Below are 15,364 nucleotides of genomic sequence, written 5' to 3' on the forward strand. Positions count from 1 at the left end.
TGCGGAAAGCGAACCGTTTCTCCAACACCACTTTTCTACACCTGGAAGAACCGAAAATACTCCATAGACACACTGAGACGCCTAAGGAAGCACCTTAGGCGTCTGTTTTTATGGCTTATTTCTTAGATACGGCATGAGGTTCGGTATAAACACCATTCAAATCCGCTTGCAAAGGATAGACGGCGTAATCCGCAAGCTTCCTGGACAAGTAATCGAGTGTGTCACGGTCGAACTGGTCGAATAGGGCAACCATAGTTGGACCGGCACCACTGAGGTACATGCCGAGCGAACCAGCTTCCTCGACGATCCGCTGAACATCCTCGAAGCATGGAATCAATTGCTTGCGATAGGGCTGGTGCCATTGATCACGCGTCATCATCTTCCCGGCAAGTGGCCAATTTTGCTGGGCGAGCGCTGCGACAAGTACATTCGCCGTGCCGCTCGCATGGACCGCATCTTTATAAGAAAGATCTCTCGGAAGCAATTGTCTCGCTTTCTCCGTTTCCACATGATAATCCGGAACGATGGCAAGCCACGTCAGTTTCTCGAGTCCTTCGGTGAAAGGAACGTAATCGAGATTTTCTCCGTCAAAAGTAGAAATCATGATCCCACCGAATATCGCAGGGGCGACATTGTCCGGATGCCCTTCGATATCGCAGGCGACTTTCAACTTTTCAAAAGAAGAAAGCCCGAGTCCCAGCAGGTGGTCGGCGAGTTCAATCCCACCGACGACGGCAGTAGAAGAGCTGCCGAGGCCGCGTGCGATCGGGACGTCACTCGTCAAATGGACCTCGCAAGCGGGAAGTGACTCATGACCTTGTGATTGTGCCGTGTAAATCGCTGACTTGTAAATCAAGTTGTCTTTACCGGATGGAATATAGGCTTGGTCCTGTTCCGGTACGATGAACTGCCAGTCTTCTGCTTGCTGGCAGTCGAGCGTGACATATTTGGATAAGGCGATGCCGATCGAGTCGAATCCCGGTCCTAAGTTCGCAGAAGTGGCCGGGACATGGATTCGGAACGGATTCATGTTGTGACTCCGGATAACGCTGACTTGAACTCGTGGAAGTCGTTTTCAATGACCGTCGGTTTGACTGGGCTAGTATCAATCGCTGTCACCGGGTCTTTCAGTCCGTTTCCTGTCAGCACATGGACGACTTTCGAGCCTTGTGGAATCGTACCTGCTTTCACCTGTTTGATCATGCCGGCGATGGAAGCGCACGAAGCGGGTTCTGCGAATACGCCTTCTTTCTCGGCGAGCAGTTGATAAGCTTCGACGATTTCGTCATCTGTCACTTCATCAATTAAGCCGCCTGATTCTTCCTTCGCTTGGATGGCTTTTTTCCAACTAGCAGGGTTACCGATACGGATGGCGGTCGCAAGCGTCTCCGGCTCTTCTATCACTTGGTTGCGGACGATAGCGGCGGAACCGCTCGCTTCATGACCGACCATCTTCGGCAATCCAAAACCGTGCTTGTCGTGGTATTCTTTGAAACCTTTCCAGTAAGCCGTAATGTTACCAGCGTTGCCGACAGGGATGGAGAGGACGTCTGGTGCTTCGCCGAGCGCATCGCACACTTCGAAAGCAGCCGTCTTTTGGCCCTCAATCCGGTAAGGGTTCACCGAGTTTACAAGCGTGATCGGCTCTTCTTCGGCAATCTTACGAACCATCTGCAGAGCCTGGTCGAAGTTCCCTTTAATGGCGAAAATTTCAGCGCCGTACATGACGGCTTGGGCGAGCTTACCTTGTGCAATCTTCCCATCGGGAATCACGACGATGCAGCGGAGACCGGCGCGAGCGGCGAAAGCGGCAGCGGAAGCCGACGTATTTCCGGTCGACGCACAGATGACCGCTTTCGAACCTTCTTCAATCGCTTTGGCCATCGCCATCACCATACCGCGGTCCTTGAAAGATCCGGTCGGGTTGGCACCTTCGATTTTCACGTAGCCTTCAATGCCGAACTCTTTCGAAATAGTAGGAATCGGAAGCAGCGGTGTATTCCCTTCGTGAAGCGTCAGAGCAGGAGTCTGGTCTGTCACCGGTAATAAATCACGGTATTGATGAAGTAAGCCTTGCCACATGTTAGTTTCCTCCTTCTACTCGATAAATGCTGTTGATCGCTGAGACGGAACGCATGCCTTCAAGGTCGTGCGTAGCCTGTTCGATGTCCTGGTCACTGACAAGGTGGGTCATCAGCGTAAGTTCCCGCTGATCCGGCTGGTCAGTGGAACGCTGGATCACTTGGTCGAATGAAACGCCGTATCCCGCGAACACTTGAGTAATTTCATTCAGTACACCAGGTTCATCCAGAACTTGGAGACGGATATACTTCTTCGTCTGTTTCTCTTTCTTATCTTTCAATTGGTTCGGGAACTGCGGCTGTACTTGGTCCGTACCGGTCGTACCGAGGCGGATGTTTTTCACGACAGCAATCAAATCCGAGACGACGGCCGTTGCGGTCGGAAGTTTACCGGCTCCTGGACCGTAGAACATCGTTTCGCCGACAGCTTCTCCGTAAACGTAAACGGCATTGAACTCATCGTTTACAGAGGAGAGGGGATGTTGGACAGGGAGTAGGCACGGTTCGACGCTGACGGCAACGCCTGCTTCATCGTGTTCTGCCACTCCAATCAATTTGATCCGATACCCGAGCTCTTCTGCATAGCGGATATCGTCTTGCGTCACCCCGCGTATCCCTTTCACCTCCACATCATCGAGTTGGAAAGGCATCGAGAATCCGAGAATCGACAAGATCGCCATCTTACGCGCGGCATCGAGTCCATCTACGTCAGCGGTCGGATCGGCTTCTGCAAACCCGAGATCCTGTGCCTCTTTCAGCACGGTATCGAAGTCGACGCCATCTTGGGCCATCTTCGTCATGATGTAGTTCGTCGTTCCGTTGACGATTCCCATCATTTTCGTAATACGGTCTGAAGCCAAGCCGTCTATGATAGAGCGTATGATAGGAATACCACCTGCAACACTCGCTTCATAATAAAGGTCGGTTTGATGCTGTTGACTCGCTTCATATAATGCAGCGCCGTGCTGGGCGATCAGATCCTTGTTCGCCGTCACGATATGTTTCTTATTTTCAATAGCTTCTAATAATATTGGTAAGGTGTGATCGATTCCACCCATTACTTCGACGATGACATCAATATCTGCATCGCGTGTAATATCTTCATAACGATCGGTCAGCTGAATAGCCTCGCCATGTAGATCGCGCGGCTTCGATAAATCACTGACTAATGCCGATTTAATGGTAACGGCACACCCTGTTTTATGTTGAATCTGTTCCTGATGGTCGCGAAGGATCTCAATGACCCCGCTTCCGACGGTTCCTAACCCTAATAATCCCACGGTAATCGTCTGTTGCATCATTCACACTCCTTGTCCACTTGATGAGTACAATATTCTATATATAAAGGACATTGTAACGGAAACCAGAAGCACTTACAAGAAAATGTCTGAATTAACTTTATATTAAGATTTATGAGATAAAATGAAAAGAGGGGATTTCCTATTTTTACAATAAAATAAGAAAAGAAAACAGCAGTTCCTATAATGAAAAAGTTAATTTCTGTCCCTTTATATAGAGAATAGTCGACAATTATTATAAAAAATCAGTTCTTGACTAAATTTGGAAATAGTTTGATAATAACTATATAGTTCAAAAGAAGGAGGAGTTAGGTATGATCGAAACGCCATTCGGACCGTTACGCGGTCCACTGAGAGTGTATGAAGGGTATATCAGAGAAATCATTGGGGAATACGGGCTGGACGGGAAAGTGGAAGAGTTCCAGCAAGTGGGCAGGGAAGCCGTCTACCGGGCAGATGAAGTCATCGATTCAGACATTCAGCCTGCGCAGCGTAATGTGAAAATGTACCGGCATATCAGAAGCAGTATCCGCTCAGCGATCGGCTGACATACGGAACGCATCAACCGGAAGGACGGCTTCCTCTTTTATTCGGTAATATGTCTATATATCGGTTTGGAACAGGCACTCATCTCCTTGGCTTTGCACCATTCAATCGCTACGTTTAGACTTCTATTTACCCCACACCCTTTGTCCTTGTCGCTCCTTCCGCATTTTTTTCAAGCGGATCCTCTAGACAATTCCCCACATATCTTCTACGATAAAGGTGAAAACGATTCCATGGAGGACCAAAGCTATGACAACAATCAACGATATCGCACAAATGGCGAAAGTCTCTCGTACGACCGTGTCGAGAGCATTGAATAATAGTGGTTATGTAAGTGAAGACGTCAGGAAGCGCATCATGAAAATCGTCGAAGAGACCGGCTACATGCCGAGCCAGTCGGCCAAGTCTCTTAGAACAAAGCGCTCTGGTGTCATCGGCATTATATTACCGCGCCTTAGTACCGAGACGTCCACGAGAGTCGTCAACGGAATCAATGAAGAGCTTGCCAAAGAAGGCTTCCAAATTCTATTGACCGATACAGAACTGAATAAGCAAAAAGAGATCGAATATATCCGCTTGTTGAAAACCCGTCACGTCGACGGCATCATTCTGCTTGCAACGAATGTGAATGAAGAACTGATCAAGGCGATTCACAATATCGACATCCCTGTACTTGCCATTGGGCAGGAACTGCCGGGAGTGCCCTCGTTAGTCTATGACGACTACCATGCAGCTGCGGACCTAACGAACATGCTCATCCACAAAGGGCACGAGCGCATCGCTTTTATCGGGGTAACACACGATGATCCATCTGTCGGTGGACTACGAGAACAAGCTTACCGAGATAAGATGAAGGTGAACGGTCTCGAGATACAGGAAACCTGGATCGGGCAAGGCGATTTCAGCATCGAATCCGGTTATGAACAAATGAAGTCCATTTTGAAACGCAGCAAAGGGCAAGAGCCTACTGCATTATTCGCCGTAACGGACCGTATGGCAATTGGAGCGATGGAGTACTTGAAAGAGCAAGGCTACACCATCCCAGAAGAGATGGCGGTTGTCGGCATCGGTGCTTCCGCGTTGTCTAAATATATCACACCATCTTTGACGACAATCGATTACCATAACAAAGATGCCGGGAAGAAAGCGGCGGAATTGCTACTTCGCCAACTGAAAAATGAAAAAATAGACAAAAAATTCGAATTGACCTATAGACTGATTATGAGAAATAGTGTATAGTTCCAACTGTAAGCGTAATCATGTAATCGTTCACACATTGCTTTTTTAAGCATTTATCTTTTGTGTTCCTAATTCAATTATTGATTACGCTATTATTTTCAACTGATGTGTAATCGATTACATGTTTACACCACAATCAGAAAGGAGAATGGACAGATGGCTGACAACTCAACTATTGCAAAACAGGTCATTGAGGCAGCGGGTGGAGCGGATAACGTAGCTTCTGTAGCCCACTGTGCGACGCGTCTTCGGATTATGCTGCACGATAAAGAAAAGGCGGATATCTCCGCGATTGAAGAACTGGATAAAGTGAAGGGAGCTTTCTACAACTCAGGACAGCTTCAAGTCATTTTTGGTACAGGTACTGTTAACAAAATGTACGAAGAGGTCATGAAACTTGATATCGAGGGCAAATCGAAATCGGAAATGAAAGAGGAGACGAAACAGCAGGGCAACGTATTCCAACGCTGGATCCGTACATTCGGTGACGTCTTTGTACCGATTATCCCAGCCCTAGTTGCAACGGGTCTGTTCATGGGACTACGTGGTCTCGTGACACAACCTGAAATTCTTGCTCTAATCGGACTTACACCTGATGACATTTCGGAGAACTTCCTTCTGTTTACCCAGGTTCTGACGGACACCGCGTTCATCTTCTTACCAGCACTCGTCGCTTGGTCGACATTCAAAGTGTTCGGGGGCAGTCCGATTCTCGGTATAGTACTCGGGCTCATGCTCGTGTCGCCAGCCTTGCCGAACGCATGGGCAGCAGCTGGCGGTGAAGTCGAACCGATCATGTTCCTAGGCTTTATCCCAGTCATCGGCTATCAAGGTTCCGTTCTGCCAGCGTTCATCGCCGGTATCGTCGGTGCCAAGCTTGAAAAAGGATTACGGAAACGGGTGCCGGAAGCGCTCGACTTGATTCTGACGCCTTTCTTAGTACTATTGATTATGATTACATTAGGCTTGTTCGTCATCGGACCAATCTTCCACATAGTAGAAAATGGTATCTTCTCTGCGACACTATTTGTATTGGACTTGCCATTCGGACTTAGTGGTCTGATCATCGGTGGACTTCACCAAGTCATCGTTATCACTGGTGTCCACCACATCTTCAACTTGCTTGAGATTCAGCTTCTAGAGCGTATGGGTGAGAACGCCTTCAACCCACTGATCACAGCTGCGATCGCAGCTCAAGGTGGCGCAGCGCTAGCCGTTGGACTGAAAACGAAAGCGAAGAAAATGAAAGCATTGGCACTGCCATCTGCACTGTCAGCGTTCCTAGGCATCACGGAACCAGCAATCTTCGGTGTCAACCTCCGTTACGTAAAACCATTCGTAATGGGACTGATCGGAGGAGCAGCAGGAGGATTCGCTGCAGCGATTATGAACATCACAGCTTCTGGTATGGCGATAACCGTTATTCCAGGGATGCTACTGTATCTCGACCCGATCTTCTCACTCGTACTCTACTTCCTTGCTAACGCCATCGCGATTGGTGTAGCGTTCGGATTGACGTGGGCATTCGGTTACGATGATAAGATGTTAGAGAAAAAATAAGGTAATCTAATAGAATGTATTTACTACAAAACCCGAACGGTTAGTTCGGGTTTTGTTTATGCCGTCATATGTACATGCATCGCTCCGCTCCGGCAACATACTTCGCTTTCCGCGGGCACGGCCTCAGCCTCCTCACAAAGCAAAGAACGCTTTGATTCGGGGTCTTCACCTCGTGCTGTTCCCACAGGAGTCTGCGTATGTTGCCTACGCTCTAGTTGGTTGATTCTGCTTTTGCTCATTAGAAAGAAAATGATACAAGATAGATAAGTTCTGTTTCTCTATTTCTCGTAAAGTGGGGTGGGAAAAGGCGATACTCCTGCGGGATGCACGGACAACGGTGAGATCCCCGAGGGCATAGCCTGAGGTAGCTCACCGTCCGCCGCGGAAAGAGAGTCGTTTCCCACCCCGCTATCCACTTAACGAGTGAGACAGAACCATTCTCTTAACCTGCAAGTTTAAGTTTCTAACAATGACTTATTACCATTTCATAAATATAGGCAAATATAATGATAAAAATATGATACAATTCATGTAAGAATTCACCATAGAAAGAAGGTAGAGACCATCTATAGAGAACCGATATTCTTACAACCAGAAATGAAAGAACGTATATGGGGAGGCACCGCACTCCGTGATAAGTTCGGCTATGACATCCCGTCTGAACAGACAGGAGAAGCTTGGTGCATTTCCGGCCACGCTAATGGACCGAACGTCATTCAGAATGGTGCACTGGAAGGGAAGACGTTGAAAGAAGCGTGGGAGGACAATCGCGAATTATTTGCGAATGAATCAGGGGAAGAATTTCCTTTGCTCGTCAAAATCCTCGATTCGAAGAAGGATCTTTCCGTGCAAGTCCATCCTGATGATACATATGCCCGCGAAGTAGAAAACCAGAACTACGGGAAGACCGAATGCTGGTACGTCATCGACTGTGAGCCTGGCGCGGAAATTATTTTTGGACATCATTCCAAAAATAAACAGGAATTAGAGCGAATGGTGGAGAATGGAGAATGGGAGAGCCTTTTACGTAGAATTCCGGTTCAACCTGGAGACTTCTACTACGTTCCGAGTGGTACGATCCACGCAATCGGAGCAGGTATTCAAATCCTCGAAACCCAGCAAAGCTCAGATATCACGTACCGTGTCTATGACTACGATCGTGTCGGGAGCGATGGCAAGAAGCGTGAACTTCACTTGGAGAAGTCGCTTGAGGTGACGAACACACCTCACGAGGATCCTGCAATCGAGCGTACTCATAGCTTAGAAGCGGGACTGCGTAAAGAAACTCTGACAGAAGAGACATACTTCTCGGTTTATCACTGGACCCTTGATGGAACGAGTCAGGATTTGAAGACAGAAACCTACCAATTGATGAGTGTCCTCGAAGGAGAGGGAGAAGTCGTAACAGATGGCAAAACGTTCTCCATAGAAAAAGGAGATCATTTCATCATCCCAGCAACAATGGATTCATTTCAATTGAAGGGACAAGCAAAATTGATTGTCTCTCATTCTAATAAAGCCTAACAAAACAGAACAGGAGTGATGTACATGTGGAAAGAAGAATATGATCGATGGAAAGCGTTTACGGAGTTAGATAGTAAGTTGGCGGATGAACTCCTTACCATCGAGAAGGACGAACAATCATTAGAAGACGCTTTTTATAAAGATTTGGAATTCGGAACAGGTGGCATGAGAGGCAAACTCGGACCTGGTACGAACCGCATGAACATCTACACAGTAAGAAAAGCAGCAGAAGGACTAGCTTCCTATGTAAACGATCAAGGGTTGTCGAAGCGCGGCGTAGCAATTGCTTATGACTCCCGTTACATGTCAAAAGAGTTCGCTGTCGAAACGGCACGTGTGCTAGGGCATCACGGTATCCCGTCCTACGTATTCACTTCGCTAAGACCTACACCTGAGCTTTCATTTGCGGTCCGTCATTTACAGACTGCAGCGGGAGTAGTAGTCACTGCAAGCCACAACCCACCGGAATACAACGGATTCAAGGCCTACAACGAAGACGGAGGTCAGCTTCCACCTAAACAAGCGGCATCTATGATCGACTTCGTAAACAAAGTGGAAGACGAACTGAACGTCGAAGCAGCAGATCAACAAGAACTGGAGCAGTCCGGTCTGTTGAACTGGATCGATGAAAAAGTCGATGCTGCTTATATGGAGAAACTGAAAACGGTCTCCATCCAGCCGGAAGTTAAGAAGGATATCTCGCTTGTGTTCACACCACTTCACGGTACGGCGCGTGACCTAGTCGAGAAAGGTCTAAAACAGATCGGTTTCTCACAAGTGCACATCGTCGAAGAACAAGCGAAGCCGGATCCAGAGTTCTCGACCGTCGAGTCGCCGAACCCGGAAGAACACCAGGCGTTTGCTGTAGCAATCGATCAAGGTAAAGCAATCGGTGCTGACCTACTGATGGCGACAGACCCGGATGCGGACCGCCTAGGTGTAGCAGTACCGGATGAGAACGGTGAATACAAAGTACTAACAGGAAATCAGACGGGTGCTTTGATGCTCGACTACATCTTGGAACAGTCTACGAATCTACCAGATAATGGACTATTGATCAAAACGATCGTAACGTCCGAATTCGGTCGCGTCATCGCTGATGCGCATAATACGAAAACGCTGGATACATTGACAGGGTTCAAATTCATCGGAGAGAAAATCCGTGAGTATGAAGAAACAGGCGAATACAGCTTCCTGTTCGGTTACGAAGAAAGCTACGGCTACCTTGTAAAAGACTTCGCGCGTGACAAGGACGCCGTCCAAGCTGCCGTGTTGATCGCAGAAGTAGCTGCTCACTGGAAGAACCAAGGGAAGACGCTCCTTGATGCATTGAACGATCTATATGAAAAACATGGTTACTTCTTAGAAGACCTTCATTCTGTGAAGCTTGAAGGGAAATCAGGAGCAGACACGATCAAGAAGATCATGGATGATTTCCGCGAGGCGGACATCAAAGAAGTCGGTGGCAAGAAAGTCATCTCTATCGAAGACTATGCGACTACGAAGCGTCACTATGTTCAAGAAGGTACGCAAGAAGAAATCGACCTTCCAACATCGAACGTATTGAAGTTCATCTTGGAAGACGATTGTTGGTTCTGCCTCCGTCCATCTGGAACAGAGCCGAAAATCAAATTCTATTACGGCGTGAAAACTGACTCCAAACAAGCAAGCGACGACCTGCTTGCCTCACTGAAGTCCACAGTCAACGAACGACTGCACGCACTGATCTAATAAAAAAGACTCCAGCGCATTGCGTTGGAGTCTTTTTATTTATTCTTAAAGGTAGTTGGTTATTTTGTCTCATAAAAATAGTGGCCACTTTTGCTAATCTGATAAAGCTAGGTTCTGTTCTTGAAATTTATAGCACAGTGGTGTGGAAAACATCGACACTCCTGCGGGATGCACGGACAACGGCGAGATCCCCGAAGGCAAAGCCTGAGGTAGCTCGGCGTCCGCCGCGGAAAGGGAGATGTTTTTCACACCACTGTAAACCTAACTTGTAACAGAACCATACTCCATAATTAAATAAGTAAATAAGCATTAAATCGCCTACCCAAGAAGCTCCGATTCGACATAGAATACACCAATACCCACCCGAAAATCATCATAATAGTTTCATTAAGGGAGATGAGGGAATTAAAGAGGAAACAAATCAAAATTCCTTTTCCCAACATGTCAGGATTGAGACGAAATTGAAAGCGCGGAATCTCAGAAAAGACTTTCAATTCGTTACCAAATCAGCCATAATGGAATAAAATACTGAAAATTCAGATTTAATGAAAGGGTGGGCCAATTTGCTGAACATAAAGATGTTGAAGCCGTACTACGTCAAGGAAGATAAACGCTTTATTCGAGTCGTGTTAGCCTACCAGTATTTTTCATTATTCATTGATCAAGAGTTGTATCAATTCGTCCCGATGGAGTCGAGAGAAATCATCGTAGACAGAAGCCGGAAACGTGTTCATAACGTATTTGATATTTTCGTTTTCCAACGAGAGAAGAAGATCGTGTACGTTTCGGTCGCCGACCTATTAGCCATTCCAGAATTCATCACTCATCTTGATTCGATTGTGTCTCCTTACTATGACGACGATGAACAACTAGAAGGGCAGGAAAGTATGGAGGAAGCGAAGGAAATCATTGTACAGCTGGAGAAAGAGAACTTGCGCCGCTTGATTGATCGCTCTATTGATGAGCAAGACCGTGAATCGTTCGAAGTGCTGACGAATCTATGGAATAACTTAAATAGACAACAGTCCTCGCATTCTTGATAGAAGAGCGAATCCCGTGGATATCATGCCATGGGATTTTTTTGTGCGTTTGCAAGTAGTTACTACCTATTAAGTTAATAATCTTTCATAACTTGCAAAAAAAAGAGAGGTAAACTTTTAATAATTGTTGTATTTATGTATAAAATGTTGTATTTTGGAATTACGTATAGAAAATTCAGTCACTTTGATAGGTTTTGAAGTCGAATGGTAGTTTCTGGTTTACATACAAGAACAGTCACAAAGCTCTGACAGTTTGCGAATAAAGTGTTTAGAAGTCGATTGTTCCCGATTAGAAGGAGGAGCTATGGAAGGCTTAAAAGAATTGCTGGAGAATATCATCAGCCAAACAGAGAATTCCGAGTTGAACACGTCCCAAGAAGTCATTAATGAACTGATTACAAAACTAGATATGTCTCATGTCGAAAAATAAGAGCCGTAGAAGGCTCTTATTTTTGTTTAGTTTGAAATCATACCATTCAGATTAAAGAGAGATAGATAAGGGAACTGGGTTAAATATCCTGTTTCAGCGCTTAAAATAAGTGTAATATCTATGTAAAACTAGCGCGTTTTGAAACGTGAATGTAACGAGGATTAACATGCTACGCTGATACTCCTGTGATATAATGTAAGCCTATGAAACTTAAAAGTTGGTGAATAGATTTTATGAATATAGGACTGAATATGACCCTCGGACTGGTGGTTTCTTTGATCGTCAGTTACGTGCTGGTCTTTCCCGTAATAAAACTTGCAAAAAAATGGCGGATGATGGACCATCCGGAAGAAAGAAAGATTCATACACAGATTACACCGAGGATGGGCGGTTTGGCTATTTTCGGTGGTGTTGTAGCGGGTCTTATTGTTGTGAGGCCTGATATTCCGAATTTCATTTGGATTGCAGTCGGTGGGGTAATCATCGTATTAACGGGTCTTTTAGATGACCGTTATCAAGTACGACCAATTATCAAATTGACTGGTCAGTTGATGGCAACGTTGATTCCGGTCATAGCAGGCGTGACAATCGACTTCGTCAGTATCCCGTTCATCGGAATCATTCAATTGAATGGGGTGCTAGGGTTCGTTGTAACAGTGCTATGGATTATCGGTATTACGAATGCGATCAACTTGATAGACGGCCTGGACGGGCTGGCGACCGGTGTCACGACTATTTCCTTATTAAGTATCGCCGTGATGGCGTTGGCAATCGAACCGCAGATTGCGATCTTCTATCTATGTGTCATCTTGATCGGCAGTAACATCGGGTTCCTGTTCCATAACTTCAACCCGGCTAGTATTTACATGGGGGATACAGGTTCGTTATTTTTAGGATACTCGATGGCAATGATATCAACAGTAGGACTGTTTAAGAATGTGACGCTATTCAGCTTCATCATCCCCGTCATCGTTCTTGCGATTCCGTTGTTTGATACCTTGTTCTCGATCCTGCGCCGCATGATCAACAAACAGAAGATCATGATGCCGGACAACAAGCACATCCACTATCAAATCTTGAACGCTGGATTCAGCCATAGAGCGACTGTTCTGATCATTTACGGATTCAGTGCGTTGTTCGGGGTGTTAGCAATCTTGTTCTCCCTTACACCATTTATCGTCTCACTAGGGATTACAGTAGTTATTTTGATTCTTTTGCATTTGTTCGCAGAAATGACGGGTGTCGTTCAGAAAGGAAAACGACCACTTATCGATATGGTCACCAAATCTCTACCATCTTCAGAGAAACGCAATAAAAAAGAAGAAAAGTCCAAACAAGAACAATAGGAAAGGATACGTTGAGTTATGAAATCCAATGTACGCGACTGGGCAGAACAGAAGTCCAGAAAATATCCGATTCTCCATTCCGTCTATGACTGGGGGAAAGTGGCGAAGAACACCGTCACGTTATCCCACCCTGTCAATTCGAAGAAGGATCAGCACGACCCATTTTTCGTAATCGGTTCCGGACGTTCCGGGAATACACTTCTTCGTACGATGCTTACGAAAGACGATAGCATTGTTATTCCACCGGAGAGTTTCGTTTTAGGGGAAGTGATCCGCAAATTCAAAATGTATCGTTTCATGGAATGGGAAGACTTGTGCGGCGTGTTCTGCTCGGTATTTGAGAGACACCATGGCTTCTCGATGTGGGGCATCGATTTGCAGCCCTTCTATCAGAAGGCGATCCGTCTGCCTGCTGAAGAGCGGAATTTGGAAACATTGTTGAACTTGTTCTATATGCACTATGCATCAGTGAAAAAGCCTGAAGCTACACGCTGGGGTGACAAAACACCGATCAACACATTCTCTCTCGGACCAATCAATCAAGTCTATAAACAGAGTCAGTTCATCCATATCATCCGTGATGGACGGGATGTCGTGAATTCCTATGTGAACGCTGGGCTCTACGACGACGTCGATAAAGCGGCTAGAAGATGGAATTTGAGTATCGATATCGCACGTAACTTCGGTCGAAAAGTAGGCCATGAGCGATACCATGAAGTGCACTACGAAGACCTGGTTCGCTATCCAGAGCGTGAAATGAGGCAAATCTGTTCATTCCTTGGCTTGGAGTTTAAAGAGGATATGCTTGATAACAACAAGGGCCTCGACCAACTGGGAGATGCCGACCAAGCTCACCATACCAACCTGCATAAACCGATCAACGACAGTTCCATCGGTAAATGGAAACGTCAAATGTCGGAGCCAGACCAGGTGAAGGTGCAGGAACTGTGCTCGACAAGACTGCAGCAATTGCAATATCAATGATAAGCTATCAACCTAAACATCATCAGCAAGATGTAAGCGAGGATTATGCATGAAGAGAAATCTAGGAATTGCCAGTATTCTTTTTCTACTAGCGACATTAGTATTGAAAGTATCAGGACTGGGCCGGGACGTCGTCTTGGCCTATTACTTCGGGGACGGTGAAGCAGCAGGTGCTTTCCTGGCTGCTTTCACAATTCCGAACATGCTTTTTTTGTTTTTCAGCATCGGAATGAAGAACTCCTTTGTGCCGAGCTACATAGAAGCTGAGCAACAGGGACAGGGACGCCACCATATGAACCAAGTTTTCACTGGGACGTTCTGGATCAGCCTGTTGATTACGATTCTCGGCGCAGGGACTGCCGGTGTTGTTATTCCGCTTCTTTACCCTGAGTTCAGTCCGGAAACAGAACAAATTGCTGTCATAACGACAGTCATCTTCTTCATTTCTGTTCTGTTTGTCGCGTTGAACTCCGTTCTCGAGGCGTATTTCGATTCGCAGAAGCGGTTTGCGCTTGCTGTGTTGACGCAAGTCATCGTCGTCGCTTTCTCCGTATTAGGACCTGTGTTTTTCGCAGAGGAACTGGGCGTCTATTCGATGGCGTACGGCTATTTAATCGGTGCGATATTATCGCTATTAGTGAAAGTGTTCCTGCTTTGGAGCCGCCAGTTCCCGCGTCTGAAAGCACGACTCGATTTCAAAGAAGTGAAAGACTTCTATATCGTCTTTGTACCAGTCGCGCTCACTGTAGCGGTAGGGCAGATCAACTTGACGGTTGATAATGTCTTCGCTGGCTACTTCGGGGCAGGCACGATCAGTTATATCAACTATGCCCGCCACCTCGTCCAGTTCCCACAGGCGATGATCGGCATGACAATCGGAATGATCATCTTCCCGTTATTGTCGAAAGCGGCAGCGGACGGTAGCCAGAAACTGTTCAAAAGAGGCATCGAACAAGGAATGAACACGATGTTCTTTATCTTGGCACCTGCACTGTCAGGCATGATGTTCTTGATGCCTGAAATAGTGGAAGTGCTGTTCGAACGCGGACAATTCAGCGGGGAAGCATCCGAAGCGACAACTTATGTTGCGTATTACTATGCAGGATCCGTATTCTTTTTCAGTCTTCATAACGTCATCAACAAAGGATTCTACTCGCTTAAGAAAGGCCATCTCATCCTGGTGATCGGCGGAGTCGCTATCGTGTTGAACGCTGTATTCAACTATGTGTTCACCCAGTGGATGGGGTACCTTGGTATTCCGCTTGCTTCCTCAGTCATGGGAGGCGTTTATGTAGGAGGTTCTTTCCTACTGTTACTGAGGCTGATCGGCGGGCTTAATCTGAAGTTCATCGCGGTCGAGTACGGTAAAATCCTCGTCGCAACCGGAGCCATGGTGGCAGGTCTCCTATTGCTGGGGCCATTGTTCAGTTCCTGGGCACCGTTGTTGTTCATCGTTGTCATCAGCTTGATCGGTGCCATCATCTACACAGTAGTCATCCTTGCCCTAAGGACACATACTACAACAGTGATAATTGATAAATTCAGAGGGAGATAGAATCTGTCTTCCTCTTACCCGAAATATGAT

At 46.5% G+C, this 15,364-nt stretch carries 14 protein-coding genes; 10 read left to right on the plus strand and 4 right to left on the minus strand.

The window, feature by feature from the left end:
- Window positions 1-115: 115 nt before the first annotated feature.
- From thrB to E4663_RS16120, 3 genes are read right to left on the minus strand one after another with little or no spacing between them, the layout of a single operon-like run.
- A complete protein-coding gene (gene thrB / locus E4663_RS16110; protein WP_135328367.1) occupies window positions 116-1,030 on the minus strand; it encodes a homoserine kinase in 915 nt (304 codons plus the stop codon).
- Window positions 1,027-2,082 (minus strand): threonine synthase, encoded by a 1,056-nt coding sequence (gene thrC, locus E4663_RS16115; protein WP_079478006.1) that lies wholly within the window; start codon window positions 2,080-2,082, stop codon window positions 1,027-1,029. Before thrC ends, thrB begins: the two co-directional genes overlap by 4 nt.
- 1 nt (window position 2,083) lies before the next feature.
- A complete protein-coding gene (locus E4663_RS16120; RefSeq protein ID WP_135328368.1) occupies window positions 2,084-3,379 on the minus strand; it encodes a homoserine dehydrogenase in 1,296 nt (431 codons plus the stop codon).
- Between the two features lie 314 nt (window positions 3,380-3,693).
- On the opposite strand from E4663_RS16120, the gene E4663_RS16125 reads away from it, so the two are divergent.
- The 3 genes from E4663_RS16125 to E4663_RS16135 all read left to right on the plus strand — a co-directional run bounded on the left by E4663_RS16125 (window position 3,694) and on the right by E4663_RS16135 (window position 6,724).
- Window positions 3,694-3,927, plus strand: a complete 234-nt coding sequence (locus tag E4663_RS16125; RefSeq protein ID WP_135328369.1) for a hypothetical protein — start codon at window positions 3,694-3,696, stop codon at window positions 3,925-3,927.
- 247 nt (window positions 3,928-4,174) lie between these two features.
- Window positions 4,175-5,164: a LacI family DNA-binding transcriptional regulator gene (locus E4663_RS16130; protein WP_135328370.1), complete on the plus strand. Its 990-nt coding sequence runs from the start codon at window positions 4,175-4,177 to the stop codon at window positions 5,162-5,164.
- Between the two features lie 156 nt (window positions 5,165-5,320).
- Complete coding sequence (locus tag E4663_RS16135) at window positions 5,321-6,724, plus strand: sucrose-specific PTS transporter subunit IIBC (protein ID WP_135328371.1); 1,404 nt, start codon at window positions 5,321-5,323, stop codon at window positions 6,722-6,724.
- A 56-nt stretch (window positions 6,725-6,780) separates the two neighbouring features.
- On the opposite strand, the gene E4663_RS20090 is transcribed toward E4663_RS16135, so the two are convergent.
- Window positions 6,781-6,963 (minus strand): hypothetical protein, encoded by a 183-nt coding sequence (locus E4663_RS20090; RefSeq protein WP_135328372.1) that lies wholly within the window; start codon window positions 6,961-6,963, stop codon window positions 6,781-6,783.
- A gap of 325 nt (window positions 6,964-7,288) precedes the next feature.
- Between E4663_RS20090 and manA the strand changes: the two genes are divergently transcribed.
- The 7 genes from manA to murJ all read left to right on the plus strand — a co-directional run bounded on the left by manA (window position 7,289) and on the right by murJ (window position 15,334).
- Window positions 7,289-8,248, plus strand: coding sequence for a mannose-6-phosphate isomerase, class I (gene manA, locus E4663_RS16145; protein ID WP_193554861.1), 960 nt, complete (start codon window positions 7,289-7,291; stop codon window positions 8,246-8,248).
- A 24-nt stretch (window positions 8,249-8,272) separates the two neighbouring features.
- Entirely contained in the window at window positions 8,273-9,979 is a 1,707-nt protein-coding gene (locus E4663_RS16150) for a phospho-sugar mutase (RefSeq protein WP_135328374.1), read from the plus strand.
- A gap of 578 nt (window positions 9,980-10,557) precedes the next feature.
- Window positions 10,558-11,019 (plus strand): IDEAL domain-containing protein, encoded by a 462-nt coding sequence (locus E4663_RS16155; RefSeq protein WP_241657223.1) that lies wholly within the window; start codon window positions 10,558-10,560, stop codon window positions 11,017-11,019.
- Window positions 11,020-11,323: 304 nt separating this feature from the next.
- Window positions 11,324-11,449 carry a hypothetical protein gene (locus E4663_RS20290; RefSeq protein WP_277752123.1) on the plus strand — a complete coding sequence of 42 codons (126 nt, stop codon included), beginning with the start codon at window positions 11,324-11,326 and terminating at the stop codon, window positions 11,447-11,449.
- A gap of 233 nt (window positions 11,450-11,682) precedes the next feature.
- Entirely contained in the window at window positions 11,683-12,795 is a 1,113-nt protein-coding gene (locus E4663_RS16160) for a glycosyltransferase family 4 protein (protein ID WP_135328375.1), read from the plus strand.
- A gap of 18 nt (window positions 12,796-12,813) precedes the next feature.
- The gene (locus tag E4663_RS16165) at window positions 12,814-13,779 is read left to right on the plus strand and encodes a sulfotransferase family protein (protein WP_135328376.1); all 966 of its coding nucleotides are present in this window, start codon (window positions 12,814-12,816) and stop codon (window positions 13,777-13,779) included.
- A 49-nt stretch (window positions 13,780-13,828) separates the two neighbouring features.
- Window positions 13,829-15,334 carry a murein biosynthesis integral membrane protein MurJ gene (murJ, locus tag E4663_RS16170; protein ID WP_135328377.1) on the plus strand — a complete coding sequence of 502 codons (1,506 nt, stop codon included), beginning with the start codon at window positions 13,829-13,831 and terminating at the stop codon, window positions 15,332-15,334.
- The last annotated feature ends 30 nt before the right edge of the window (window positions 15,335-15,364 follow it).

This window comes from Halobacillus salinus (assembly GCF_004684905.1).
Lineage (GTDB): Bacteria > Bacillota > Bacilli > Bacillales > Halobacillaceae > Halobacillus > Halobacillus salinus.

Bases quoted from the DNA above. Each gene is read 5' to 3' on its own strand.
- thrB (WP_135328367.1), bottom strand. From the start codon at position 1,030: ATGAATCCGTTCCGAATCCATGTCCCGGCCACTTCTGCGAACTTAGGA.
- thrC (WP_079478006.1), bottom strand. From the start codon at position 2,082: ATGTGGCAAGGCTTACTTCATCAATACCGTGATTTATTACCGGTGACA.
- E4663_RS16120 (WP_135328368.1), bottom strand. From the start codon at position 3,379: ATGCAACAGACGATTACCGTGGGATTATTAGGGTTAGGAACCGTCGGA.
- E4663_RS16125 (WP_135328369.1), top strand. From the start codon at position 3,694: ATGATCGAAACGCCATTCGGACCGTTACGCGGTCCACTGAGAGTGTAT.
- E4663_RS16130 (WP_135328370.1), top strand. From the start codon at position 4,175: ATGACAACAATCAACGATATCGCACAAATGGCGAAAGTCTCTCGTACG.
- E4663_RS16135 (WP_135328371.1), top strand. From the start codon at position 5,321: ATGGCTGACAACTCAACTATTGCAAAACAGGTCATTGAGGCAGCGGGT.
- E4663_RS20090 (WP_135328372.1), bottom strand. From the start codon at position 6,963: ATGAGCAAAAGCAGAATCAACCAACTAGAGCGTAGGCAACATACGCAG.
- E4663_RS16150 (WP_135328374.1), top strand. From the start codon at position 8,273: ATGTGGAAAGAAGAATATGATCGATGGAAAGCGTTTACGGAGTTAGAT.
- E4663_RS16155 (WP_241657223.1), top strand. From the start codon at position 10,558: ATGTTGAAGCCGTACTACGTCAAGGAAGATAAACGCTTTATTCGAGTC.
- E4663_RS20290 (WP_277752123.1), top strand. From the start codon at position 11,324: ATGGAAGGCTTAAAAGAATTGCTGGAGAATATCATCAGCCAAACAGAG.
- E4663_RS16160 (WP_135328375.1), top strand. From the start codon at position 11,683: ATGAATATAGGACTGAATATGACCCTCGGACTGGTGGTTTCTTTGATC.
- E4663_RS16165 (WP_135328376.1), top strand. From the start codon at position 12,814: ATGAAATCCAATGTACGCGACTGGGCAGAACAGAAGTCCAGAAAATAT.
- murJ (WP_135328377.1), top strand. From the start codon at position 13,829: ATGAAGAGAAATCTAGGAATTGCCAGTATTCTTTTTCTACTAGCGACA.